The 23,383-nt window shown below is 46.6% G+C and carries 22 protein-coding genes and 1 other RNA gene; 12 read left to right on the top strand and 11 right to left on the bottom strand.

Translation table 11 applies throughout. The features are described 5' to 3' along the window. The first annotated feature begins 1 nt into the window (after position 1). The 3 genes from VJ249_11035 to VJ249_11045 all read left to right on the top strand — a co-directional run bounded on the left by VJ249_11035 (position 2) and on the right by VJ249_11045 (position 3,290). Positions 2 to 2,074, top strand: coding sequence for an ABC transporter substrate-binding protein (locus tag VJ249_11035; GenBank protein ID HKZ95095.1), 2,073 nt, complete (start codon positions 2 to 4; stop codon positions 2,072 to 2,074). Positions 2,075 to 2,282: 208 nt separating this feature from the next. Further along, positions 2,283 to 2,630: a hypothetical protein gene (locus tag VJ249_11040; GenBank protein HKZ95096.1), complete on the top strand. Its 348-nt coding sequence runs from the start codon at positions 2,283 to 2,285 to the stop codon at positions 2,628 to 2,630. Positions 2,631 to 2,786: 156 nt separating this feature from the next. Then, entirely contained in the window at positions 2,787 to 3,290 is a 504-nt protein-coding gene (locus VJ249_11045) for a hypothetical protein (GenBank protein ID HKZ95097.1), read from the top strand. A 122-nt stretch (positions 3,291 to 3,412) separates the two neighbouring features. On the opposite strand, the gene VJ249_11050 is transcribed toward VJ249_11045, so the two are convergent. Both VJ249_11050 and VJ249_11055 read right to left on the bottom strand, forming a co-directional pair. Further along, complete coding sequence (locus VJ249_11050) at positions 3,413 to 3,934, bottom strand: Lrp/AsnC family transcriptional regulator (protein HKZ95098.1); 522 nt, start codon at positions 3,932 to 3,934, stop codon at positions 3,413 to 3,415. A 226-nt stretch (positions 3,935 to 4,160) separates the two neighbouring features. Then, positions 4,161 to 4,334, bottom strand: coding sequence for a hypothetical protein (locus VJ249_11055; GenBank protein HKZ95099.1), 174 nt, complete (start codon positions 4,332 to 4,334; stop codon positions 4,161 to 4,163). 302 nt (positions 4,335 to 4,636) lie between these two features. Here VJ249_11055 and VJ249_11060 point away from each other — a divergent pair, with 302 nt between their 5' ends. Continuing rightward, positions 4,637 to 5,938 carry a hypothetical protein gene (locus VJ249_11060; protein ID HKZ95100.1) on the top strand — a complete coding sequence of 434 codons (1,302 nt, stop codon included), beginning with the start codon at positions 4,637 to 4,639 and terminating at the stop codon, positions 5,936 to 5,938. A 148-nt stretch (positions 5,939 to 6,086) separates the two neighbouring features. Here the strand turns inward: VJ249_11060 and VJ249_11065 are convergent, their stop codons facing one another. Then, positions 6,087 to 6,311 (bottom strand): hypothetical protein, encoded by a 225-nt coding sequence (locus VJ249_11065; protein HKZ95101.1) that lies wholly within the window; start codon positions 6,309 to 6,311, stop codon positions 6,087 to 6,089. 403 nt (positions 6,312 to 6,714) lie between these two features. Between VJ249_11065 and VJ249_11070 the strand changes: the two genes are divergently transcribed. Continuing rightward, a complete protein-coding gene (locus VJ249_11070) occupies positions 6,715 to 7,470 on the top strand; it encodes a hypothetical protein (GenBank protein HKZ95102.1) in 756 nt (251 codons plus the stop codon). 161 nt (positions 7,471 to 7,631) lie between these two features. On the opposite strand, the gene VJ249_11075 is transcribed toward VJ249_11070, so the two are convergent. After that, positions 7,632 to 8,288, bottom strand: a complete 657-nt coding sequence (locus VJ249_11075) for a hypothetical protein (GenBank protein ID HKZ95103.1) — start codon at positions 8,286 to 8,288, stop codon at positions 7,632 to 7,634. Positions 8,289 to 8,547: 259 nt separating this feature from the next. On the opposite strand from VJ249_11075, the gene VJ249_11080 reads away from it, so the two are divergent. Further along, a complete protein-coding gene (locus VJ249_11080; protein ID HKZ95104.1) occupies positions 8,548 to 8,802 on the top strand; it encodes a hypothetical protein in 255 nt (84 codons plus the stop codon). 627 nt (positions 8,803 to 9,429) lie between these two features. Here VJ249_11080 and rnpB read toward each other — a convergent pair. Then, positions 9,430 to 9,734: RNase P RNA component (gene rnpB / locus VJ249_11085), an RNA gene on the bottom strand. Between the two features lie 137 nt (positions 9,735 to 9,871). Between rnpB and VJ249_11090 the strand changes: the two genes are divergently transcribed. Continuing rightward, positions 9,872 to 12,715, top strand: coding sequence for an FtsX-like permease family protein (locus tag VJ249_11090; GenBank protein ID HKZ95105.1), 2,844 nt, complete (start codon positions 9,872 to 9,874; stop codon positions 12,713 to 12,715). Then, the gene (locus VJ249_11095) at positions 12,712 to 13,608 is read left to right on the top strand and encodes an ABC transporter ATP-binding protein (GenBank protein ID HKZ95106.1); all 897 of its coding nucleotides are present in this window, start codon (positions 12,712 to 12,714) and stop codon (positions 13,606 to 13,608) included. The genes VJ249_11090 and VJ249_11095 overlap by 4 nt, the downstream gene beginning before the upstream one ends. On the opposite strand, the gene VJ249_11100 is transcribed toward VJ249_11095, so the two are convergent. The 6 genes from VJ249_11100 to VJ249_11125 all read right to left on the bottom strand — a co-directional run bounded on the left by VJ249_11100 (position 13,605) and on the right by VJ249_11125 (position 18,601). Beyond that, a complete protein-coding gene (locus tag VJ249_11100) occupies positions 13,605 to 15,176 on the bottom strand; it encodes an amidohydrolase (GenBank protein HKZ95107.1) in 1,572 nt (523 codons plus the stop codon). The two genes, VJ249_11095 and VJ249_11100, sit on opposite strands and share 4 nt — an antisense overlap. Positions 15,177 to 15,261: 85 nt before the next feature. After that, positions 15,262 to 15,423: a 30S ribosomal protein S30e gene (locus VJ249_11105; protein ID HKZ95108.1), complete on the bottom strand. Its 162-nt coding sequence runs from the start codon at positions 15,421 to 15,423 to the stop codon at positions 15,262 to 15,264. A 54-nt stretch (positions 15,424 to 15,477) separates the two neighbouring features. Next, a complete protein-coding gene (locus tag VJ249_11110) occupies positions 15,478 to 16,158 on the bottom strand; it encodes a hypothetical protein (GenBank protein HKZ95109.1) in 681 nt (226 codons plus the stop codon). Then, entirely contained in the window at positions 16,149 to 17,420 is a 1,272-nt protein-coding gene (locus tag VJ249_11115) for a glycosyltransferase family 2 protein (GenBank protein HKZ95110.1), read from the bottom strand. Before VJ249_11115 ends, VJ249_11110 begins: the two co-directional genes overlap by 10 nt. Positions 17,421 to 17,424: 4 nt before the next feature. Next, positions 17,425 to 17,925, bottom strand: a complete 501-nt coding sequence (locus VJ249_11120; GenBank protein ID HKZ95111.1) for a hypothetical protein — start codon at positions 17,923 to 17,925, stop codon at positions 17,425 to 17,427. 193 nt (positions 17,926 to 18,118) lie between these two features. Further along, positions 18,119 to 18,601 carry an adenosine-specific kinase gene (locus VJ249_11125; protein HKZ95112.1) on the bottom strand — a complete coding sequence of 161 codons (483 nt, stop codon included), beginning with the start codon at positions 18,599 to 18,601 and terminating at the stop codon, positions 18,119 to 18,121. Positions 18,602 to 19,008: 407 nt separating this feature from the next. Between VJ249_11125 and VJ249_11130 the strand changes: the two genes are divergently transcribed. From VJ249_11130 to VJ249_11145, 4 genes are all read left to right on the top strand, one after another. Continuing rightward, positions 19,009 to 20,787, top strand: a complete 1,779-nt coding sequence (locus VJ249_11130) for an asparagine synthase-related protein (GenBank protein ID HKZ95113.1) — start codon at positions 19,009 to 19,011, stop codon at positions 20,785 to 20,787. Between the two features lie 202 nt (positions 20,788 to 20,989). Beyond that, positions 20,990 to 21,310 (top strand): hypothetical protein, encoded by a 321-nt coding sequence (locus tag VJ249_11135; GenBank protein ID HKZ95114.1) that lies wholly within the window; start codon positions 20,990 to 20,992, stop codon positions 21,308 to 21,310. Between the two features lie 351 nt (positions 21,311 to 21,661). After that, positions 21,662 to 22,006 (top strand): hypothetical protein, encoded by a 345-nt coding sequence (locus VJ249_11140; protein HKZ95115.1) that lies wholly within the window; start codon positions 21,662 to 21,664, stop codon positions 22,004 to 22,006. A gap of 122 nt (positions 22,007 to 22,128) precedes the next feature. Beyond that, positions 22,129 to 23,337, top strand: coding sequence for a hypothetical protein (locus VJ249_11145; GenBank protein ID HKZ95116.1), 1,209 nt, complete (start codon positions 22,129 to 22,131; stop codon positions 23,335 to 23,337). Positions 23,338 to 23,383: the final 46 nt, after the last annotated feature.

Raw genomic sequence — 23,383 nt, forward strand, 5'->3', positions numbered from 1 at the left:
CATGCTTGACTATAGAAAGATGCTGATAACGTTCTCTTTGATTGCGTTGTTGACCCTAGTAATGTTTCCAACAGACATGGCAAAAGCACAGAGTCAACCATTGTTCAAGGTCACAATAATCGCTCCCGGAGCCGCGAACCTGCTGCGACGTCAATGGGGGCAGATGTTTGCGAATTCTCTGCAGCAGCTTGGAATAAATGCGAACGTCGTGTTTCTTTCATGGTCAGAGGTGTTTGATCGCGTGCTAACGCCCCCTCCAGACATAGTCGGCAAGTCATATGATGAGGGCGGTTACGACATTCTGCTGGTTGGATGGACGCTTGGACTGTTTCCAGAGCCTAGGCAGGCATATTACGGCGGAGACCCAAGATTCTTCGCACCTGAAGGACAGAACTACTATCTATGGAACAACACACGAAGCAACGACCTCTTGGACATGTTCATCACTTCGCTGGATGCTGCCGGGCAGAGCCAAAGTCTACAGCAGTGGCAGTCCTTGTATTTCGATGAAGTTCCAGCCTCTCAGATCTTCTATTCGACCAATCCGGCGCTCGTCACGCCCGAACTCTCAGGATATGACTCGATATACTTCGGTGTGCAGTGCAACCCAGAGTATCTAATGGGCAAGACCTCGGTTGTCTACGCCTCCCTAGGGGACATAGAATCTTTAATTCCGACCCTCTCAAACTCATGGTACGATACAATAGTAATCAGCCCCATTTTCAACGGCCTAGCTCAAGTAAGCAACGCAAATCAAGTCACACCAGCTCTACTTATATCGTGGGCGCCAGACAATAACGGCTTCCATTGGACTTTCAACCTAAGAAACGGCGTCAAATGGCACGACGGACACGATTTCACCACAGACGACGTGGTGTTCTCATTGTGGGCGCTCATGAACGCTGACACTGGCTCTCAATACGTGGGAACCTACCGAAGTGTCTTCGGAGACAGGGTCAAATTCACGTGGCAAGATGGCACCTCGACAACTTTGGGAACAGGTGCGAGAGTAGGTAACATAACCGCGGTAGATTCGAGCACAGTTGAGGCTTGGCTGCCTGCGTTCACAGTTGAGAAGCCCTTCGGATACATCGACCCATACCTCTTAACCCTAGCGAACAACATAATCCCCAAACACATCTTTGAAAAACTCCCTGTTTCACAATGGGCAGACAGCCCCTTCAATACGGGTCAAGGATCTATAACAATAGATGGAACAACGTACACAGGACCCATCGGAACTGGACCATACAAATGGGTGGACTATAACCCAGCAGCTCAACTTGTTCACCTGCAAAAATATGACCAATATTGGAACAAAACTGCGTTAGAAGCTGAAGGACGATTCGCAGTAACCGACTATTACGTAAAATTCATCTACGACAAAACCGAGGCCTTGAACGCCCTAGAAAACAACGAAGTGGACATGCTTGACGTCAACTATCAGATGCAGAACGAGGTGGCAGCAGGCGAAGTTGATCCGTCTTGGGCAACTGTTTTCAACGTTGAGGGTCTGGCAAGACAGGAGGCTGGCTACAACATGCGGCATCCGATTTTTGGTCTTGGCGTGGACACACCGCTGGGCACGTCAGATCCTTCAAGAGCGGCCGAAGCCGCTAGGTATGTCAGAACTGCTTTTGACCATGCCATCCAGAGGCAAGTCATCATCGATAATCTGCTGAACGGTTTCGGAGAGCCCGCTGCCACTCCTATCGCGCCAACACAAACCTACCATGACCAATCCATAACAGCAAGACCGTACGATCTGCCACAAGCCGAAGAATACCTTGAGAGAGCAGGGTTCCCTGTCGGAATTCCAAGAAGCGTCGAGGAATTAAGAACAAAGATAGAAGAACTCGTATTGGAAGACCAAATCGACCAAGGCCCTAGTAACAGCCTTATTGCCAAACTTGATCTTGCCCAAAGAATGATCGACAGAGGAGAAGTCGATAGAGCAAAGGCAGTGTTGGCGAATTTCATAAGGCGTGTTCAGAAAATGTCAGGAATCCACATGACTGCTGAAGCAGCAGACCTCCTGACCAGATCAGCAGAATACATAATGTCCACCCTATGACCTCCCCTTTTTTTCCAGCATGTCTTCAATTGATAAGTAACCAAGGGACGAAGACTAGGCACATCAGAGTGTGCCCAGCCGCCTGTGCCGATGAGGTAATCAATCAAACGCGCGTCGCTTCCCACACATAGGCTTCAGGATTGAACCTTCTGATACGCATGTTTTATTGGGGGAGCCGCTAAATCTTTGAGGGCTAGAGGTCTGCAGCGTGAGGCTCTTTGAGCGGAAGATTTCTGACACAACGATGAGAGGTTTCAACATCGATGAGGTCACCCGATGGATGGACAATGTGGAAACTGTTGAAAAGTTTAAGTATTACTACTATGCGCGCGATGCAAAACGCCCCACAGAGTCCAAGAACTTGACGAATCAACCTGTGGCAGAGGTTCTGTCATTCCTGAGTAGTCATTTCGTGGAATCTCCTGAATCATTCGTTGAGGTTCAAAAGAAAGCATTCAAATCTGGAAGACACCAAGTGATCTTTAAAGCAATTGCAGCTACTGCCACAAGACGTGAGATAACAAAAATTGCAATTTTGGAATACATGAAACAGTGAATATGACTTTCATGAGCTAAAGCATTGTGAGCAGGGTCATTTTACGATTTGAATGAAGCTGTCATCATTGGCGACTCGCGATGAGTTTGGATGATAAATTTTATAAGAATCTACGGTTTTAAGAATATAAGTAGAGTGAGAGGGAGATTTGAAAGAATGAAAACAAAGACTTTAGTGATAGTGCTGCTTCCGGTCTTATTGTCGCTCATGGTTTTCTTGACCCCTGTCCATGCAGATCCCGGTCTTCAACTCGATGCGGCAGAGTCGATTAATCTCTTTAACCCGGTTTTTTCGTGGTGGGAAGAAACCGCCCCGGCTCCTGAATACATGTACAACATATCTGATTGGCAAGATATGAATGGAGACGGCAAGCTTAGCAGTGCATGGGTTGGAAACGCTGACATAGTTAAGCTGAATGGAACTTCGGATCAGTATCAAGTGAGTTATTTGGGTCCTGACACTGGGCAGGCTATTACGCCGAACGATGGCGTTTACGACATGGAACTGTTGTTCATCGGGCCGATGCCGCCGAGAGTTCCAGAGTTTCCCTTAGGGTTCGCCATGGAAATAGCGTTTGCCGCAATTATTGCCTACTTCGTCATGAACAAAGTGGTTCGCAAACCAAACAAGTCCAACAGTGGACTGCAGCAGATGCAATGAAAAGCTTTCACTTGCATCCTTTGGCTACGCCTCTCAACCTCCTTCTTTTCTGGGCGTTAATGTTTCAGTGCTCATCTGAAAAATTAAACGAGAACAAAGAAAACTGAAACAAAATGTCTATACTAGGTTTTCGTGTTCAATGAGGATTCGCCCAGCAGTTCAGCTGCTTGTTCTGCTAGGTATCTCAAAGTTAGGGGTCTAGACATGTATCCTTTCAAGTCAACCAGCAAGGTTTCGTGCTCTAATATGTAAGACCAGTCTCCCACTAGTTCTTTGACGAAGTTAGCGTAGTCTGAGTAAGACCTATGCAATGAAATCATCACTGCCTTTCTCCCACCAGAACCAGACGTACTTGAAGCAAACAGGATGGTAGGATGTTTTTTCATCCATTCTCTCCACTTCTCAACCAACTCGGGTTCACCATGAAATTTGTATCTGCCAACCCAGATCGCCATGATTTCGTATCCGAGTTTTTCAAAGTCTGGTATTATAGTATAGTCTCGAATGATCCCTTTGCTCTCAAGTTGGTGTCGTGTTCTGGTTATAGTTGGTTGTGAGACTCGTAGAACCTTGGATATTTCCCTGTCACTCCTCTTGGAATTTTTCAGTAGTTCAGAGAGAAGTTTCATTTTTATGTGCTTCATCTATGATCAGCCTTCAAATGATTGCATCATTATCTAGATGTTCCGTATTTCACTTTTGCTATCGCTGTTTCATAACGAGTTTGCCAGTAATAATAATGCCCTTGTTAAGCGAGGAGCATGTCTTTCGATGAAAGGATAAGAGTTGCCCAGGTTGGGACGAAGTCTATCCAAACAAGGTAATCTTAGGTCAAGATCGCGCCTTGGAAACTCACAGGAAAAATAGGGACTATGCACGATCCCGACTCTCGACGAGTTGGTCTAGAAGAGCGCCAAACCTGCAAGAGTCGCACAAGCCGTCTTGTCCAGCTGGTTTTTTTCGACATTTTTCACATTTTTCTTGTGCTTCTTTCTCGCCAAACAAGCCTCTCGCTCTAAGCATTGAACGAATAAGCTTGCTCATTCAACTCACTGATTGAACAACACGGACAATAGGTATTTCAAGGTAATGATAGAAAGCTCTATGCCTTCAAATGAATCTTCGCGTTGACGTGTAACAGTCTCCAGTTGCATGACTCTTAATGTGTTTCTCTCTAGTCGGTTCAACGAGGACTTGTCTCCAAGAGCTTGAAAAGCTTCGGTACAGAGAATCATTTTACCCGTTTGGGTAGGGCAGGTCAACGTTGGATTGTTTGTGAAGGAGTAAGACGCCCCGGAAAGGCTTGGTCTTAATTAGGTTAGTCGTGCATAAGTGGAGGAATTGCTGTGGTCAATTGGGGTCTGTGGATGAATCCTTTTGTCGGACGAGTTGGAGGTCGCCTGCGATTTGAGGGCGTTGACGTACATGATCTGTGTGAAAGCTTAGGAACTCCGTTGTTTCTCATTTCTGAAAACTTGTTGAGAGGTAGATTTAGACGATTCCGAGATGAGTTTCAAAAGCGGTATCCAAACGTGGCTGTGGCATACTCGTACAAGACAAACTATCTGCCCAGTGTGTGTTCCGTTCTCAATAGTGAAGGGGCATGGGCTGAGGTAGTTTCTTTGCTTGAGCTGCGTATCGCAGAGATGATTGGCGTGGATCCTCTGAAGATTGTTTTCAATGGTCCGTCTAAATCGGATGATGAGCTTCTTAGAGCCTTGGAGCTGGGCATACGGGTTCTGAACGTTGATTCTGTTAGTGAGCTTCGGAGAATAATCAGCTTGGTGCGTAATACTGGTCTTAGGGTAAATGTGGGTTTCAGGCTTTCTTATCCTGGAAGGGATCCTTCGAGGAATAAGTTTGGTATTACAGCTGAGCAGATACTTGATGCTTGCAGCATTATTGCCAAGGAAAAAGAGATACGATATGTAGGATTGCAGATGCACATTGGAACGGAGGTCACGCAGGTTGACAAGTATGAGAGGGCGATAGGGCTCTTGACAGATCTGGCGTCATCCATCCATAGAAGATTCGGATTACAGACAGAAATCATTGATCTAGGAGGAGGATTTGCATTCAGAGAAGTCGCGCCGTACTCGCACAAAGGTCGCTGGTCGCCCCCGTCGTTTTCCGAATATGCTTCCAGAATATGCTCGAAATTGCTACGTGCGTCAACGGAAAAACTGCCCGACCCTCCCACACTTGTTCTTGAACCTGGAAGAGCATTAGTCGGACCGACAACATTACTGGCAACGAAGGTAATTGCCACAAAGCAGGTCTCAGGCATAAAATGGGTTGTGACTGATGCTGGGCTCAACTTGATTCCTGAGGCGGAACTCAACCGACACAGGGTTGTGCCAGCAGTGTTGAGGAAGGGAGAATCTGAGAAAGTCAGTGTCGCGGGACCTTTGTGTGTGTATGAGGATGTCATAAGGTACGGAGTCGAGATGCCTCCGATCAAGGAAGGAGACGTATTAGCAGTTCTCGATGTAGGCGCCTACAGCATATCGTTGTCTTGGCAGTTCATCAAGTTGAGAGGCGGGGTGTGCCTTCTTCATAATGGGGAATACGAGACCATTCGAAGACCTGAGACAGTGGAAGATGTTCTTAAACTGGACGTTATACCACACCGCCTAACGAGCCCCTAAGAAAGATGCTCAGCCGCCCGTGCCGAACAAGTAATCAACCAAGCATGCCGCTTCTCACACTGCGGGTTCACAGTTTAACTTCTTATACGTTACGGCTAGATTCGTGTTCTTATGCGCCTTACATGTTTTTGTAGTGGAACCCGTAAATCTATGACGGCTGGAGGCGGGAAGCCTGAAGCTCTTTGACAGAAAAACCGCAGACACAACCCGGGGAGGTCTCAACCTCGACGAAATCGCAGCATGGCGGCACGATGTTGAAAAAATCGACGAATTCAAATATTATTACTATGCACTTGGAGCAAAAAAGCCCACCGAATCCCAGAATGAGAAAGGTCAACCCGTAAGAGAAGTCTTGGACTTTTTGAACACTCATTTCACGGAATCTGTTGACTCTTTCGTAGAAGTTCAGAAGAAAGCGTTCAAATCTGGAAGACACCAAGTAATCGTGAGAAAAATCACGGTCACAGCCTCAACACGAGAAATAACGAGATTGCAGTTTTGAACAACACCATTCAAAGACTTCTTTCTTAATGGAAGAGATTTCTAATCTGTGTCTGACTTTCAAATTGTCATAATGAAGCAAAATAAAAGGCTGTTTTTTGTAGTAGGTTTATTAGCCAACGAAAGTTGAACCTAATGCTACACCTAAATGAAATAAGTATCCAAGAATTATTGGAGAGGAAAAGATGAGACGTCTGAATGTATATAAGTCAATAATGGTTGAATGCCCTAAATGTCATCGTGGTAGATCTCTAACTCATCAGGAGGTTGAAGCGGTGGCGAAAAGTGAACTTCTAAAATGTATATGTGGGCATAGATTTAGTTTTGATGAAGGGGTTAGTCAGGTGATAAGCTCTACGAATGTTTTCACTAAAATGGAATTTGTTAGTAACTTTTCACAATATGGTACAGCAAAAATAACCGTTGGTGAATTGGAAAGGGTAGTTTTCGAAGAACCTTTTACGGAAATCCATAAAGTCTTTCTGACACCTTATAAATATCTAGTGCATGTTGAACCTATAGGTTTAATGCCAGATTCTTTCGACATAATCAGCTCAAAACCCAAGAAAGTTAGCCAACTTATTCCTGATAAGGTAGAAATGAGTTGGCTTGCTTATGGAAATAGTAAAGACATTCAGATTCCCTTTTGGCAAAAACTTCTTTCAAATGCGAAAAATTATGAAGTGAACAGGGATTTCAGAATGGCGATAATAGAGTGCGAAACAGCTTTTGAAATATACATCGACAACATCCTCGTTCACCAATTTAGAGATAAACTAAGCAACAGATTTGTGGATGATATTCTAAGAAGAACATCACTGGATGATAAACTCAATATATGGTTTAAGGAAGCAACTGGCAAGCAGTTTTCTGAGCGATTACGTACACAATGGAACGAAAAAGTTAGAAAAATCAGAAATCATATTCTTCATCGAGGGAAAACAGATGTTACAGAGGATGATGCAATAGAAGCATTTGCCACAGCATTCAAAATATTTGAAAAATATTCATCATTTTTGAAAAGTGCTTAAGCAGAACTATTCTGTGATGATTCCTATGTATGAATCCTTAGATACCTCAAAATGTGAGAAATGTGACAGAACAATAGCAGAACCTAAAGAAACTAATAATGATTCATAAAGGAGTTTTACTTCCCCCGTTAAGCCAAGTGGCTACGAACTGTTTCTGTTTATTAGTCTTTCAATAGGCCATTACGTTTAAGCTCTTCCCATCTTCTTTTGTGTAACGACCTATTTAAAAGAGATTTTTCTATTTCCAGTGGTTGTATTCCAAACTTTGTATTCAACCGCCTATCAAAGAAGTTGTTTTCATCAGACGTTTCTATGAAGTAACTTTTCTTCTTCTTGCCTGCTTCTCCAGAGATTCTATCTTTCATCCCCTTTTTCATTTCTTGCAGTGTAAGAACGAAAATATGCTTTGGTTCAGCATCGTTTTTGGTTGCCGCTAATAGGACGCAATAATCAAACTTACTATTTTTGAATTGACTTCCCTTTGAACCAAAACCCCATCCCCAATATGGAATCTTACCCCTTGTATCAAAGTAGTAATCACCGTCTCTATGGTGTAACATGCCCCACTTTACTTCCACCTTCTTCTGAGTTTCATAAAGGACGATATCCGAACTTGTAGGTCGCGAGACACCTTTCAACTCATTTCTTTTCTTCCCTATTATTGGCTCATGTTCCCGCAATTCGCTTGCGACAAATAACTCGCCGTACTTGCTACCAATTGCTGAGTGGATGTTCCACTGTTTATCAAACGACATACATACCAATTCCCTTAGAAGGTTTACTGCCTTTTTCAGATCATTATCAAACGGGGTAGCCATTGTATTCTCTTCCTTGTGAAGTATCATGAACGTGTGGAACGTTTCTCCTTAAATTATTAATGCAGGTTGAGAACAAAAACATATAATTGAAGCAGAGGGAACGCACCGTTGGGCTCTGGAAATTCCACCAAGTGCAGAGGAAGTTTCGTGTGGAACCTGCGCATTTTTTGGCAAGCTCGCCCTCTGTCCAAGAAGGGAAAGATATGCTGGCGCAACGACATGTAGACTCTACGAGAAAGAAAGCGAAGAGACTTCGCCCATGTTTCCGTTTCTGCCTGACACTGGAATGAGACAGTCGGGACAAGAGATCGAAGAGACTCTTGGACCAAGTCTCCTGTGGTATTTGGTTCCGTTCTTTTTTGGGATACTTGGGGGCATCGTGGCTTACGTTGCAGTAAAAGATAGAGATGAAGGAATGGCTTTTGGGCTTCTGGTATTCGGACTAATCTGGACAGTCGTGGAAGTTATCTTATATTATGCAGCAGTCGCTTACTACCTAAACATCCTATTCTAGAAAACACGGCTCATTCTGAGAGATAGCTCACCCACCCCTTCAATACAGAAGTAGTAGTCATCGTACACGCGGCGCAGACTACTACTTCTAAACTTGTACAGGCTCGGTGTTATTACTTGTTCTAAGCGGAAATTAATAACACATGAAACAGAAACCACTCTTCCGTTCAACATGATCCATCATTCCAGAAGTTGTTGTAACAAAGCACTACGCAGGTCAACAACAGCTTCAACTCAGCCACAGCCCACCATGGCGCACCACAACCATTCATAAACGTTGATGTCACCAAGAACACACTGACGACGACATCCATACAGCTTTCAGAAGAATAACACTCGCAACAAAGGGTAGAAGACGGGCTTAGGCAACCCTCTCCTTCTTCTTGTACACAGTCTTTCACAGCAACTGCCGCAACCGCACAACATACGCAAACACCACGCATACCAACATTAAACGTCACGCATAGCAACATAGAACGTCACCATAAAACACCAGTCAACAGCCCCAGAAACACCATACAGAAACCTGAACAGCGCCACAGACACAAACTGGAAAGTGGAACTTTCACGCTGAAAAAAATTTTCCAGACTCATACTAACCCTACTCCTAAAACAACATAGTGGATTGGTGTGCTGGTCGTAACCCGCCTTTTGTTCAACGACGGCATTCAGCTAAACGGGCTACCCGCGCCTCGCGCAGACAGCTCCCAGGCGTCTATTTGCCCTTTCACCTCGCAGGACAGCCGTTTCACCGTTCCACACTCAACTCCTCAGCAACTCAGCGTTGCATCATCGTACAAGCGCTAAGCGGGACGTATCGTTTCTGCGCCGTAGCCAGAGCTCTCACCCTGCGCCCTACGCGAGCGCTGCGACGTCTGCGTGGTGGGCGGAGTTTCCTCACACTGAAAGTGCGACAGCCGTCCGCCAGCTCACCAACCCAAAATATGAATGAGGCTACGCTGTGAGATAAGAATTTTGATTCTCCAACATACTGTTCTAGAGCATAGATTTAAGAGAAAAACCCGCGCCATACAACTATTTGCTGGATCATGTTAAAGCAGGCTTATTGAATGCCAATCTCCTACGTGATCAAACGGCTCGTTCGCTCTTGGCAACTATACATAGCCCTTCTCCTAGGCGTCCTCTTGGCTTCAACCTTCTTCGCAGGAGTCAACGTAGGAGCCGACACAGCAGCAAAACAAGCATTAGACCAAGCGTTGGCAAAAGTCCCAGTGGACTTCTACATAAACGGCTATCAAACACTATCATCCCGAAACGCCACAACTCTACTCGGGAACGTGTCTGCAACTGAGGGCGTCATCCAAGCCGAGGTAATCTCTAAGGTATACGCCAATATACGTCTGCCAAACGAAGACTACTACCACACAGCTCGACTCGTCGGCATACAACCAAACTCACAAGTCTACCAAGGCTGGGCAGAACATCCCTCTTCAATTGCTGAAAACGAAACCTACGTCCTAGCCAACTCAGGCTTAGCCAAAACACTGAAGCAAGGAGACACAATTCAAGTCAACATGACAATGCCATTTTACCAACCTGATTCTCCAGAGCCAAAGGCAGTCAGCTATACTCTCAACCTCACAGTTGCAGGTTTCGCCGAGCTCGACGACAGAGCGTCAGCGCTTGTGCAAGGCCAATATTTTGCCTACGATTTCAGCTTCTTCATGATGGGTCCGGGAAATCCGGCTGTCATTCCCAGCTACATCGAGGATTTGTTGATAGTTGACTGGGAAAAAACCATGGTTAGATTCGTAGACTTGTTTCACGAAATTTCTCAATTCTTTTTCGAAACCGACATTCTCATGTATGTTGATCGCGGCGCGGTGATCAGCATCTGGGACATACCTGGCTCTTTGAACAGGCTTGAGACTCTGAGACGCAAGATTGAGCAACAGGTCAGCAGGGGCGGGTTTGGTCTGCCTGTTGCAGGTGGACTTCAGGGCGTTTTGACTTTTTCGCAGATGATGTTGACCATGATGCGACTGGCTTTTATCGCGGTGTCATTGCCGGTGTTTTTCGTAGCTTGGTACATGGGCACAACGGTTTCAGATGTTTCCTTCAACCTTAGACGTCGCGAAATAGGGTTGCTATTGACCAAGGGCTTCTCCAGAAGCCAACTCTTCCGAATGTTCCTCGTTGAAGCCCTACTAATCGGCATCATTGCAGGAGCCATCGGAATACTTCTCGGTATCGCGTTGACTCCCGTATTCGTCAGAGCTGTCGGCGGCGAATTCGCAGCCACACCCATAATAGGAGTTGACACTATGATAATGACTGTTTTTTTCAGCGTTGTCTTGATTGTTCTAGCTGTTTTTAGACCCGCTCGAAGAGCCTCAAACCTGCCCACTGTAGACGCCCTCCGCGAATACATGCTTATAGAGGAAGTCAAACCCTACAAAAAACGATGGCCATGGATTGCATTCATCCTAGGCACATACAAGCTGATAATACTGGCTTTAGGGATAAACTTGTTCAATGAAGTCTCAAGACTAGCCATGTATGGAACCAACTTCCTGCTAACTATACTAGCAATATTGTGGGCAATAATTGATGCAATCTTGACATACATTGGTCCTGTCCTGTTCTTCTGGGGTTTCACAAAAATATTCATCCGAGGCTCGTTGAAGTTTCAGGAAATCACGGCGAAAGCAGCCAAGTTTTTGGGCGACTTAGGTGTTTTGGCAACAAGAAACGTGCAGAGGAATCCCGCACGAGCCGCGTCCGTAGCCTTCCTAATAGCTTTGATAATAGGCTACGGCATACAAATAACAGGAACTCTAGCCAGCGACCAAGACTACAACACGCGCGTCATCTATGCCACCATAGGTTCCGACATGAAAGTGGATCTGCAGCCACCAGTCAACATTTCAGCCACAACGGACCTAGCAGAAACAATTCGTGACAGCGTACCGGGAGTCGCCTCCACAACCACAGAATATTCACTGTACGGATCTTCAAGCTTCGGAAGCCTTCAACTGACAGCGATCAACACAACAGACTGGCGCAACACAGCTTACTACGAGGAAGGCTGGTTCAGTGGCAACGACATAACGACGGCCTTTGAGAAGCTGGCATCAGACAATCGCACCATAATCTTGGACCGTGACACAGCGGAACGCAACGATCTGCACTTGGGAGACCGAATAAAAGTGACTTTCTATGGAGACAGATTCGGCATGGACACTGCCTCCCGAGATCTAACCATTGTGGGATTCTTCGGTGTCAAGCGACCAGACTCACCCATATTTGGTCAAATCAGCATATACAATCCTTTATCTTACACCTCCCACGAATTGTTCCACGAAACACGCCTAATTGTCTCAAACACTTCCTCAAGCAGAATACTCATGAAACTAACAAGTGGAACCAATGGAACTGCCGCGGCGGAGCAAACTAGAACACTCGTACCTGCCACGGCCACGGTCTATTCTGTTTCTGAACAGATACAATTGCAGCAAAGCAACCCCATGTACACAGGCACATTAAACGTGCAACGATTAGGCGTGGCATTTGCCATCGTTGCAGCCTCAGTTGGAACAGCGCTAGTTTCGCTCGTCAGCTTGAAGGAGAGGCAGCGAGAAGCTTCCATGATGGGCGTACGCGGACTGTCATTCAAGCAATTGACGATCATGCTGTTAACAGAGAACTTAGCCGTGGTAACCTTTGCAGTTCTGCTTGGAACCATAGCTGGAATTGTAATAGTCTATGGAAACGTTGCTTCATCCACCGCCACAACGGCAGCTCTTGTCTCAAAACGCCTAGTCTTTCCAATCGACGCCTTACTAACCATATTCGCCTATTTCGGTTTGGTATTCGCATCCAGCATTATCCCAGTCATAATAATGTCAAGAAGATACGTTTCAAGATTAGATAGAGTGGTGCGACAAGCTTGAAAGGCGCAGATATAACCGTAAAAGACGTAGTCAAAGCGTATCGCATGGGCAAGTTGGAAGTCCAAGCCCTACGCGGCCTGAGCATGACCGTTAAAGAAGGCGAAGTAGTCGCAATCATAGGACCTAGCGGAAGCGGAAAAACCACCCTGCTCAACATCATGGGCGGTTTGGACACTGCAACCGCGGGCACAGTAATTGTAGGCGACCTGCAGGTAACAGCACTTGCGCCTGCACAGCTTATCGATTACAGGCGAAAAACCGTGGGTCACATTTTCCAAACCTTGAACTTGATCCCAACATTAACCGCGGCTGAGAACATAGAACTGCCCATGATGGCGCTGGGCATAGACAAAAGCAAAAGAAAACAGCGAGTCAAAGAACTGCTTGGCGTGGTAGGCTTGACTCCTCGAGCTGACCACAAACCCGACGAACTGAGCGGTGGAGAACAGCAGCGTGCAGCAATGGCGGCAGCATTGGCAAACGACGCCCCCGTTATCCTCGCAGACGAACCCACAGGCGAGTTGGACACAACCAACGCTAAAATCGTGGTCGACTACTTGGTGAAAATCAGTCGAGAACTAGGCAAAACAATCATCATGGTGACGCACGACCCTAACATAGCGCGGCACGCCGACAGAATCCTCCGAATTGAGGACGGCACAATCAAAGCGGCATTGACACCAGCCCAAGTCTTAGAGCCCACAGCGGCAATTTCCTACGTTGATCAGCTCAAATCGAGGCTAGTAGACATAGACGCGCAGATGGAACAGCTGGACAAAGACTTCCGCGCAGGCAAAATCGACGGAGACCAATACGCCGAGCAAAGACAGAGACTCAACCAGGCAAAAACAGGATTGCTCGACGAACTGCACCGAATGGGCGTCGTTATCTAATCAAGCGCTGAGTAGACAACTTTTCCATCAACGATAGTCATCTCAACTCGAATATCCCTGATTCTTTCTGGTTCAACCTTGAACGGATCATGTGACAAAACTGTTAGGTCAGCATATTTGCCCACTGCAATTGAACCTTTGACATCCTCTTCAAACGAGAAATAAGCTGCATTTATAGTGTAGGCTTCAAGCGTTTCTCTGACAGAAAGCCGCTCTTCTGGAAATGACTCTCTTGCAACAGCAGCCCACAAGCCTAAGATGGGGTTCAAAGGCTCAGCAGGGGCGTCAGAGCTGGCGGCTATAAGAATTCCACTTTCCACCATTGACTTCAACGCATACGTCCAACGAGCCCTTTCATGTCCCAAGCGGTCTTCAACCCAGAAATCTGAGACTACAAAATGAGGCTGCACACAAACAATCAAGCCAAGCTTCTTGATCTGCCTAATCAGCTTCGGATTCAATATCGATGCGTGTTCGATGCGATGCCGCATTTTGGCGATCCGTTCTCGGTTTAGCATAGTCTTGAAGGCTTCGAGGGCTTGACCTAAAGCCAAATCGCCTATGGCGTGAAGGGCAGCTTGATACCCCGCGTTATCCACTTCGCTGATGAGTTTGCTCAGCTCTTCTTGGCTGTAATAAAGAACGCCTTTGGTTGAGGGCTCATCCGCGTATGGTTTTTCCAAGGCGGCTGTTCGAGCGCCCAGCGAGCCATCGGTGAAGATCTTGACGCATCTTTGTCTCAGAAATTGATCGTCTAGTGCCTTGTCCCTAAAGCTGCGAAAATATTCAATGGGAATCATGACATTAATCCTGAGCGGCAGCTTCCCTTGTCGTCTCAGTTTCTTTAAAGCGTGGACTTCATTGGGTTTGTAGACTAACCATGTGACACTGGTCAAGCCAACTTTAACAGCCTCTGCGCATGCTCGACCGCACGCAGCACGCAGATCTTCTTCGCTGGGTTCGGGCAAATCCCATAAAACGTCCGATGCTCCCTCAAGGAGAATACCTGTTGGTTCACCAGTTTTTGGGTCTCTGCTCACAAGGTTCCCGAGCGAAGCAGTTTCATCTGCGTCTATCTTGGCGATTTTCAAGGCTTTGCTGTTCGCCACGCCGATGTGTCCGCAGACGCGTTTAAGCATGACTGGATTTTCGGGAGAAACCCGGTCCAAGTCCCATTTAGTTGGATACCTCTTCTCCTTCAAGCGGTCTTGATCCCATCCTCGGCCCTGAATCCATCTCCCTCTCCCCGTTTCTTTCACTTTTGCAGCTAATCTGCGCTTGATTTCTCTGATTGAGTGAACACCTCTCAGATCTATCATAGGCAAAGGACTACCCAGCGTAATCATGTGTGCATGCGTGTCGATGAGACCCGGAACAACGGTTTTTCCTTTTAGATTGATGATCCGGGTTTGTGCATCAATCCATCGTTTCATGGCGGAGGTTGCGCCGACATCTACAATCTTGCCGCCCTTAACGGCGATGGCTTGTGCCTGCGGTTTAGCTGAATGCATGGTGATAACGTTGGCATCAATGATGACTAGGTCGGCGCCCATACCACCATCGCTCACAGCCTATCGAGACCTTACAATCAGCCTATAGTCTAATTATTGTTAACGCTTCACGGACTAGAACTAGCTAGGATGTCAGAGAAGCCTAGACCCAGTTCTGCCCCGCCTTGCGCTGAAGAAGTAGCCTTTTCTCATAGTTGCGTCTGGAACGCATCCTAGGCGTGGGCTTCCTTCTCTCCACAGGAGCAATCTTAGGGGTCTGTCCCCTCACTTTGCCGGCTTTTGAAAGACTTCCGTGTGTAGGCATCTGCCAAGTCCTCGACTATTCAGTCTGAGCACATTCTTTTAAGGATTTTCGTCTTCAACCAATTTCGTCTAGGGCTTGAGGCAAATCCACCCTCGGGCATCTAAGCACTTTGATAGTGCCACGTGTCAGTATGCTTCCACTAACCTCAGAGCTTTCGTAGACTTCAACATCTCCGCCTGCCACCAACGTCAGTCCAACAAACACCTTTTCACCCAATTTCGCCGAGCCTTCAGAATGCACTGAACCAGCAACAACTACGTCATCTCCCAAGTGTATATCGCCCAACGAAATGAGATTGCCCCTAATGACTACGCAATCACCTATGACCGCTTTCTCTGCAGCCTTAACGCTACCATGAAAAACGCATCTAGCCCCTGCCTTGAGGGCACCATTAACCACGATATTGTCTGTGATTTCAACGCCGGGCTCAAATTCCACACCCTCAAGAATCCGTACAGTGTTCTTGTTGACTCTGCGGGATTTCACTCCAGATGCCATCAGTATTTCCTGCAAGTCGCCGGATTCCAGCTTAGATGTGCATGAACCGGCTCTTTGAACCGGGACAAGTTTAGGAGTTCTCGCCACTGACTCCTGAAGCGATGATTTCCTGATTCTGCGAGGTCCCTTATCTCGGGGTTTCTTCAGCTCAATTATCGAAGGCAAGAAAACCATAACAATGAAGCCGAAAGCAGAGATTATGATCATGACAAACAACGCATTCGAGTCTAGAGGCACTTCGGTTCATCCCCATTGTGAAGTGTTTTGTTCCAGCTATGTTCGTTGTTGCGAGCTATTTTCGAAATGACCACGTCGAGGAAAGCTTTGGAGCAGATAAGCACATTGAACACGAAGGACAATAGCAGAAGAGGCATTAACCAACTCAACCGCGCCCTCTTATCAAGATACAAACCCACACCAATCTCAAAGAACAAACCAAAGTTGCCAACTCCACTGAAAGCGAACACAGGAAGAAGTGCCCACATAGACTCGAACCAACTGGTAGGCGACTGAAAGAAAATAACTGCTCCTAAAAGCCATGATAATCCTGCGAGAATCGGAAGAAAGTAAACATTCAACAACAGCAGTCCATCAATCTTCTCCCTCAGGCTCAAACTCTCACTTCTCAAGACAGGTAGAAAATGCTTGAAGAAACATTGCATGTGACCCTTCGCCCATCTGTGTCTCTGACGCCACAAAGATCTCCAATCGCTTACAGCCTCCTCGTAGCACTCAGCACCATTAGCATAGCGCACCTTGAACCCAGCTCTGCAGACCTGAAACGTCAGGTCAGTGTCATCAGCCAAGATGCTCGTGTCCCAACCGCCCAAAGCTTCAATGAGCTCCCTCTTCACCGCGCCCACTGTGCCTCCATATTGCGGGATTAAGCCAAGTTTATCCCGTGCCAACTGATCTACTCGATAGCCGCCAATGCGTTCCATAGCTGCTAGCCTTGAAACTAGGCTTGCAGACTCATTCAGAACTGTCACCCTGCCTTGAACCAACCCCACTTCAGGATCCACGAAATATCCGACTAGCTTTTCAACGATATCGATTGGAGGATAATAGTCAGCGTCAAAACAGATCAGAATCTGACCTTTGGAGTGTTTGAGTCCCTCGTTGAGCGAACTGGGCTTGCCTTTTCCAGCGAAGCTCGGTTCTCTGTGAATGACTTTGATGATGCTGTGCATTCGGGCAAAATCCTCCGCGATATTTCCAGTCTGGTCCTTTGAGGCATCGTTGATGACAATCACTTCAAGCTTGTCCTTTGGGTAAGTGAGCTCTGTAATTCTGTACAAAAGCCTGCCGAGGACTGTCTCCTCATTTCGAGCAGGTATCAAGACTGAAACCATGGGTTTGAAACTTAAGCCATGCAACGCGTAATTAGGTTGACCTTTCCGATAGTACAAAGCCACAAGCGAGAAAACATAGTGTCTAACAAGATAAAACAGCATCACCGAAACCAGAAGCATAAACAGAGCGTAAAGGGCAAGAATCACTTTTTCACCAAGCCGCCCGATGCCTGACAGGCACAGACGTTGACAAGCACAGTGACCAAATCGAAACCATCCAAACGAAATCTGTAAGTGGACCCGTGAAAAACTCCGCAAGAACAAAAGCGCCCACACCAAAATAGTAAGAAGTGAAAACAGCGAGAAGCAACCGAATTAGACTCCAAGTCAATCCTATGAGAAAACCAAGCTCCAACCAGAGCATTTTTAACCTCATCGCGCCTCCAATCGGAAGCATAAGAAAGACAAACAATAATGCGAAAATCAAAGCGGAAACAAATCCAGATCTCTGCCATGTCAATGTTACATCGAGACTTGAGCCATCGAGAAGCTTAAGGACAAGCTTTGGCCCTTCAGCACTTAATGATTGAGTTACCTCTATTTGCGCGCCAGACAGCAGTTGAGCGAGGACATCGGCCAAGAGAGGTCTGGCATTAAGCCACAACAAAGCGCACGATAGAATTGAAACCACAAGTCCTGTTAGAAATTTCAAGCTTAGGAATTTCGATCGATGGGAAAGCCATGAACCACGCGAACCAGCGGCGTGAGATGCCCTCAAATATCCCCCAGCGTGAAACTCGCAAAACAGGTTTTCTCATCGAAGTGCAAATGGGGTTCATGTCTTTTTTCCAAATCGCAGATAAGCTTTTCTAACATGCACAAGAAACAGAAAAGAAGGCCAAGACTTAGAGCTTGTAGCCGATTCTTCTCAAGAACTCTCTTCGAGCCTTTATGTCGGCTTCTGTCTCCACTCCCTTGCTCTTCATGCCATCAACTACGCCCAATATCCCTCTTCCTTGCTCGGTTTCAGCCACAATTACTTGGAGCGGGTTGGCAGTCGCAGCGTGTATGGTACATACTTCGGGTACACGTTTGATCGTGTCCAGAACGTTTATCGGATAAGCGTTCTTAATGAAAATGACAAACGAGTGACCGCATGCCAATTCCAACGCGCACTTCGAGGCTAAGGTTGTGAGTTCATCGTCGTTACCTTCCCTTCTCACCAAACATGGTCCGGAGCTTTCGCAGAAACCTATGCCAAACTTGATGTCTGGCACGCTGTTTTTCAAGGCCTCGTAAAGGTCTTCCACGGTCTTGATGAAATGCGCTGTGCCTAGGATTATGTTAACATCTTCAGGTACATCAATTTTTACGACACTAAATTCCAATGTGCCCACCAGCCCGAGCGCGCTATACCCAGGTCATCTCTGACGAGGATTGTGTATTTATGACTTAAGTTCGCTAATACTTGCAGGGCAGACATTCATGAGTTTACCAACGAAAAAACCTCAGCACCCTTCTGAACGAAATTTCTATCTTTTTTGCTGAAGTGTGCGCTAGCAATTGAAATGATTCCTTCGTTTGGGATTCACCGTAAACTCTCCTATGCTTTCCGTGTTTTCCGCCTTTGGTTGAGCGCAGTGAGTTTTTAAACCACTACTCCAGTCATGGATATGAAAAAGACAGAGAGGTTTTATGGGACGGGGGGGAGGGAAGGCTAACGGTAAACTTCGTTATTGCTGTTGACCACAATTGTGAACGACTGACTTTTTTCATTGAGAAAATAAGGTCTTGCTTGGCTCCAATAGAAGGATTGCAGACAGATGTTTGTTCTTATGGAGCTTTTTCTGCTGTCTGGGCGGCGAGCAAATGGGCGCCTATCAGTCATATCGCCGACGATAGCGGTGCAGCAATAGTATGGGGAGAACCTACCAAAGACCCTGGCTCGGAAAGAGTCGACGCAGAGCGGCTTCGTGTTCTGTGGAAACCAAGAAGCGAAGTGCCGCCTGTTTTTGACGGTTTCTACGCAGCCGCATTGTACAGTCCTGAGGAAGGCTTATTGATGGGGGTTGATATTCTAGGAATCTTTCCAGTCTACTATTATTCTACGGATGATTTGATTCTGGTTGGCTCCAGCCCCGAACTCTTTAGGTTCCATCCCGCTTTTCGAATGCAGTTCAACCCCGCTGGTCTTGTGGGCATTTTTCTTGCTAGCGGTTTGTTCGATGGCAAAACTTTGCTTCAAGGGGTCAATCGTTTAGGCGCTGGCAACATGCTTGTTTGGCGATGGGAGAAAGGAGCAAGCGAAGTGAACCAGTATCGAGTCCCGCTTTCACAGAAGTATTTTGATTTTTCATTGAAGGAGCAGTTGGACGTGCTCGATGAGGCAATTGGCAGTGCAGTTAGGCGTTACACGGTTAAGGGCGCTAGGTACACTATGCTTCTTTCAGGCGGGCTCGATTCAAGAATGGTCGCAGGCTACCTTAAACGAGAAGGCGTTGAATTTACAGCTTTAACCGATGGATTGCCAACCGACATTGACGCAGAATGCGCGGCGCAAGTATCCGCAGATTTAGGCGTTAAACATGACTTAATTGATGTCGGAGCACGGGAATGGCTCCAATACGCACATGTGTCGTTGAAATGGGAGTTTCTAGCCAACGGTTTCACAGGTGGCAGAACCTGGGGAATCTGCTCTCATCTGGAAAAGAGGACGCCTCGAGTCATCGCAGGCTTTCTGGGCGACGCCATACTAGGAGGACTTTATATCAACTGGGCTAAAAATCCCATGTCATTTCGTGGTCTTGGTGGTGACTTGTCTTTTGACGCCTTTTTCCATCAGATTAACAGGCGTGGTGTCCCTCGGTTCGTCCTTAAGAAGCTGCTACGAAAGGAGTTGTTTGATGATTTTGTTCAAGACACGATAGCGCGTGTTAGAAGAGAATATGAAAGCTATTCAGATCTAGAGTTTCAGCGCGCTTGGTGTTTCGACCTGCATCATCAAGAACGGTTCCGTCCAGGAAACATGGTGTGGATTCTCTCCTTTGGAGCATGGCCAGTGCTACCTCTGATTGACCGAGGCATCCTTGAAGTCGCTGCAGGCTTGCCCGTATCTGCATTTAACAATCGACGGTTGGAAACAGAGCTAGTTTGCAAGCAGTTTCCAAACTTAGCCAGCCTGCCTTTAGACCGTAGTTCATACGACACAACTCCGTTGAAACCCACAATCAAACAACGGCTCATGTGGTTTGCGATTGGCGACGGAGGGGTTTGGAAGTTGAGCGGAAACGCTCGTCACCTGCGTCGCTTTCTATATTCCCATCTGCGTGGCGTTGAGCCACGATATTACTATCGCGTGTGGGATTTCAACAGTGCGAACTGGAGGGCAATAAGACGTGAGGCGGAAAAGAATCGTGAATTAGCGGGACAGTTTTTCGATGAGTCCGTGTTCGGAAAGGTCTTGCCTGGTCCCGATGCGACTTTAGAGTTTGACAATCCCGCGGTTGAATCGATGGGTCTGAAGTGTTTAATCGGATTCGTGTTATGGCTAGAGAGCCACTGCGAAAAAATCTGAGCCAAGTAACTCGGCTGTTCTAAGCGTACTGTGTATAATGATTTAGAAGTCGGTTTGATTGGCAGTCTGTTTTGCAGAGCGTCATCAACCGTGAGGCTGAACCAATGATTAGTGGCGGTGTCTCCCGCAAACCCGAACTTTTGTCGGATGCAGATATCTCTTTAACTCGGCAAAACCAATGAGTTATCTGACCTGAAGATGAATGCTCTGCGGCAACAGCCAACGTGGTTGCCCAGAAGTATGCTCTGGCTATCCAGAAGGCACAGCAGGAAGGCAAGCTGTCAATGCAAGTGCCTTAGGGCCTGGAGTAGTTACGCCGATGGGTCCACAAGTGCTTGGAATGCCTAGCCCATTCCCGACCGCTGGACCACCAACACAACCACCCTACTACTACCAAGCACCACCCTACTTTCAACCACCTCAACAGCAACCATCTTACCAGTACCCACCACAGCAACCATACGTGGATCCCGACGCCTTAGCACACAAGGTCGCAGACAAAGTGAGAAAGCCACTCGAGTAGAATAGCCTTTCTAACTGGCTGATTCTCTTGAAGATAGGCTACTAGACCACTTTCCTTGATTTCGTTGACTTCAGTCTTCATCAGATTTGCCATTGAGAATGTTGTGGAAAGGCTTGAAGCCGGGGTCCGAAACTGGAGAAAGAGCTAAAGGCAAAACTGGAGCAACTAGAGGCCTGAAAAAAGGATAGACCTGTCTGAACAATGTCCTTTCTGTCATGCTGTCGTTGAGGTAAGCATGTTCAACCATTTGAAAGTCTGCTCTGTGGTTACTGAGGGTAGAAAACAGCCTTATGTAGAAGGAAGTGCCAGAGTACATTCGGATCTTGCTTAGAGAAAAGGGGTCGTTTCTGAGTGGTGTTAGGGCAGAACTTTGACCTAGTTGTCACAAAAGATCCAAGCCTCATCGGAGCGACCGGTGAGATGATCGCTTGGAAATACCTCAGGGGCAAGAGAATATGGACTCACAGAATCGGTTCATGGTATCCTTTTCCACCGAGCCACCCTCTCCGAAAAGGTGAGGACAATTTTGAGCTTAGGGGTCTGAAAGACGAACAGGTGGAATACTTGAAGAATAATTATTTGCGGGGCCCAAGGCCGTATGACTTCGTGGGTGTGAAGCGGAAGCGTGGTCCTGACGGTTTCGTCGGAGAGGCTGACAAGAGCTGGAGAGGGTCAAATCGTCGCGCAATTCCTTAAGGATTTACCAAAGTATCTATTCTTGGACACGTATAATGCGCAACTTGCGAGCCCTGCGCAGAAATACCTGGCTTCCGACTTCCGAATTAGAAAGAATGCAATTGAAGGCTCTTCGTAAAATCTTGAAATACGCTTACGAGAACGTTGCTTTTTACCATCACAGATTTGACGCAGCCAAAATCAAGCCTGAAGACATTCAATCTATAGAGGACATGCAAAGACTTCCAATTCTCACAAAAAAGGACGTGCAAAGGAATTTCGATTCTCTGGTCTCAAGAAACGTCAGAATGGAAATGTGCACGAAAGAAACAACCTCAGGCACGACTGGCACTCCTCTAAACATTATTTCTGAGAAAACAGCCTCTAGTATTATGTCGGCCAACAAGCTTAGGCATCAGGTGGAAAATGGAAGCAGACTACTCAGAGACAAATACGTGCTTCTCCTACCAGTGAAGGGATTAGCTCGTGCGTATGCTAGAAGGACTTATCTTGGCGGTTTTCTCACACGTTTGGGCCTCCTCAGAAGACGTTTGATGGACGCTCAAGAGCCAATAGAAGACGTGATGGAGAAGTTGCTACACTTTGGGCCGGATGTAATAGATAGTATGCCAAGTTTCTTCCTATTGCTGATGAAAGAAATGGAAAAAGGAGGACAAGATATTCGTCCACGACGTATTTTTGCGTGTGGAGAACTCCTTGACGCTAGAAGTAGGGCATTCATCAACTCCGCTTTTAAGGTTGACGTTATTGACGTGTATGGATGCACGGAGGCAGGAAACATTGCCTGGGAGTGTTCTGAACGTATCGGTTATCACACAAATATTGACCTGATAGTGCCCGAATTTGTCAAGGATGATGCGCATGTAGCTGTGGGGGAAGCTGGAAAGATTGTTTTGACACCGCTCTGGAATTTTGCGATGCCACTGATAAGGTATGATATTGGCGACGTTGGAAGACAGAGCAGCGAGAGATGCCCTTGCGGGAGAGGATTGCCTCTAATGGAAGTAGTAGAAGGAAGATATGAGGATTTCATAGTCTTACCGAGTGGCAGAATGATTTCACCGTACGTCACCTCGCGCTATTTTGAAAATGTTGAAGGCATAGATGAGTATAAGATAATTCAACAGGCAAGAAACAAAATCTATATACAACTAGTGCTGAGAGAAAAGCACAATAAAGACATATTTCTTCGTCTTGAAAACACGTTCAGAAAGGAGTTAGGAGAAGACCTGACGATTAGCATCGAGGCCGTGGATTCTCTACTGAAGAACGGAAAACGTCGAAACGTAATCTCAAAATGTTTAACTCGGGAACAGTTTTTCTCCTATTAGCCGCGCTCCGGGGCTTTCTAGCCTAACAAACGATTCTTGACTTCTT

The sequence above is a fragment of the Candidatus Bathyarchaeia archaeon genome (assembly GCA_035283685.1).
Lineage (GTDB): Archaea > Thermoproteota > Bathyarchaeia > Bathyarchaeales > Bathyarchaeaceae > DATETJ01.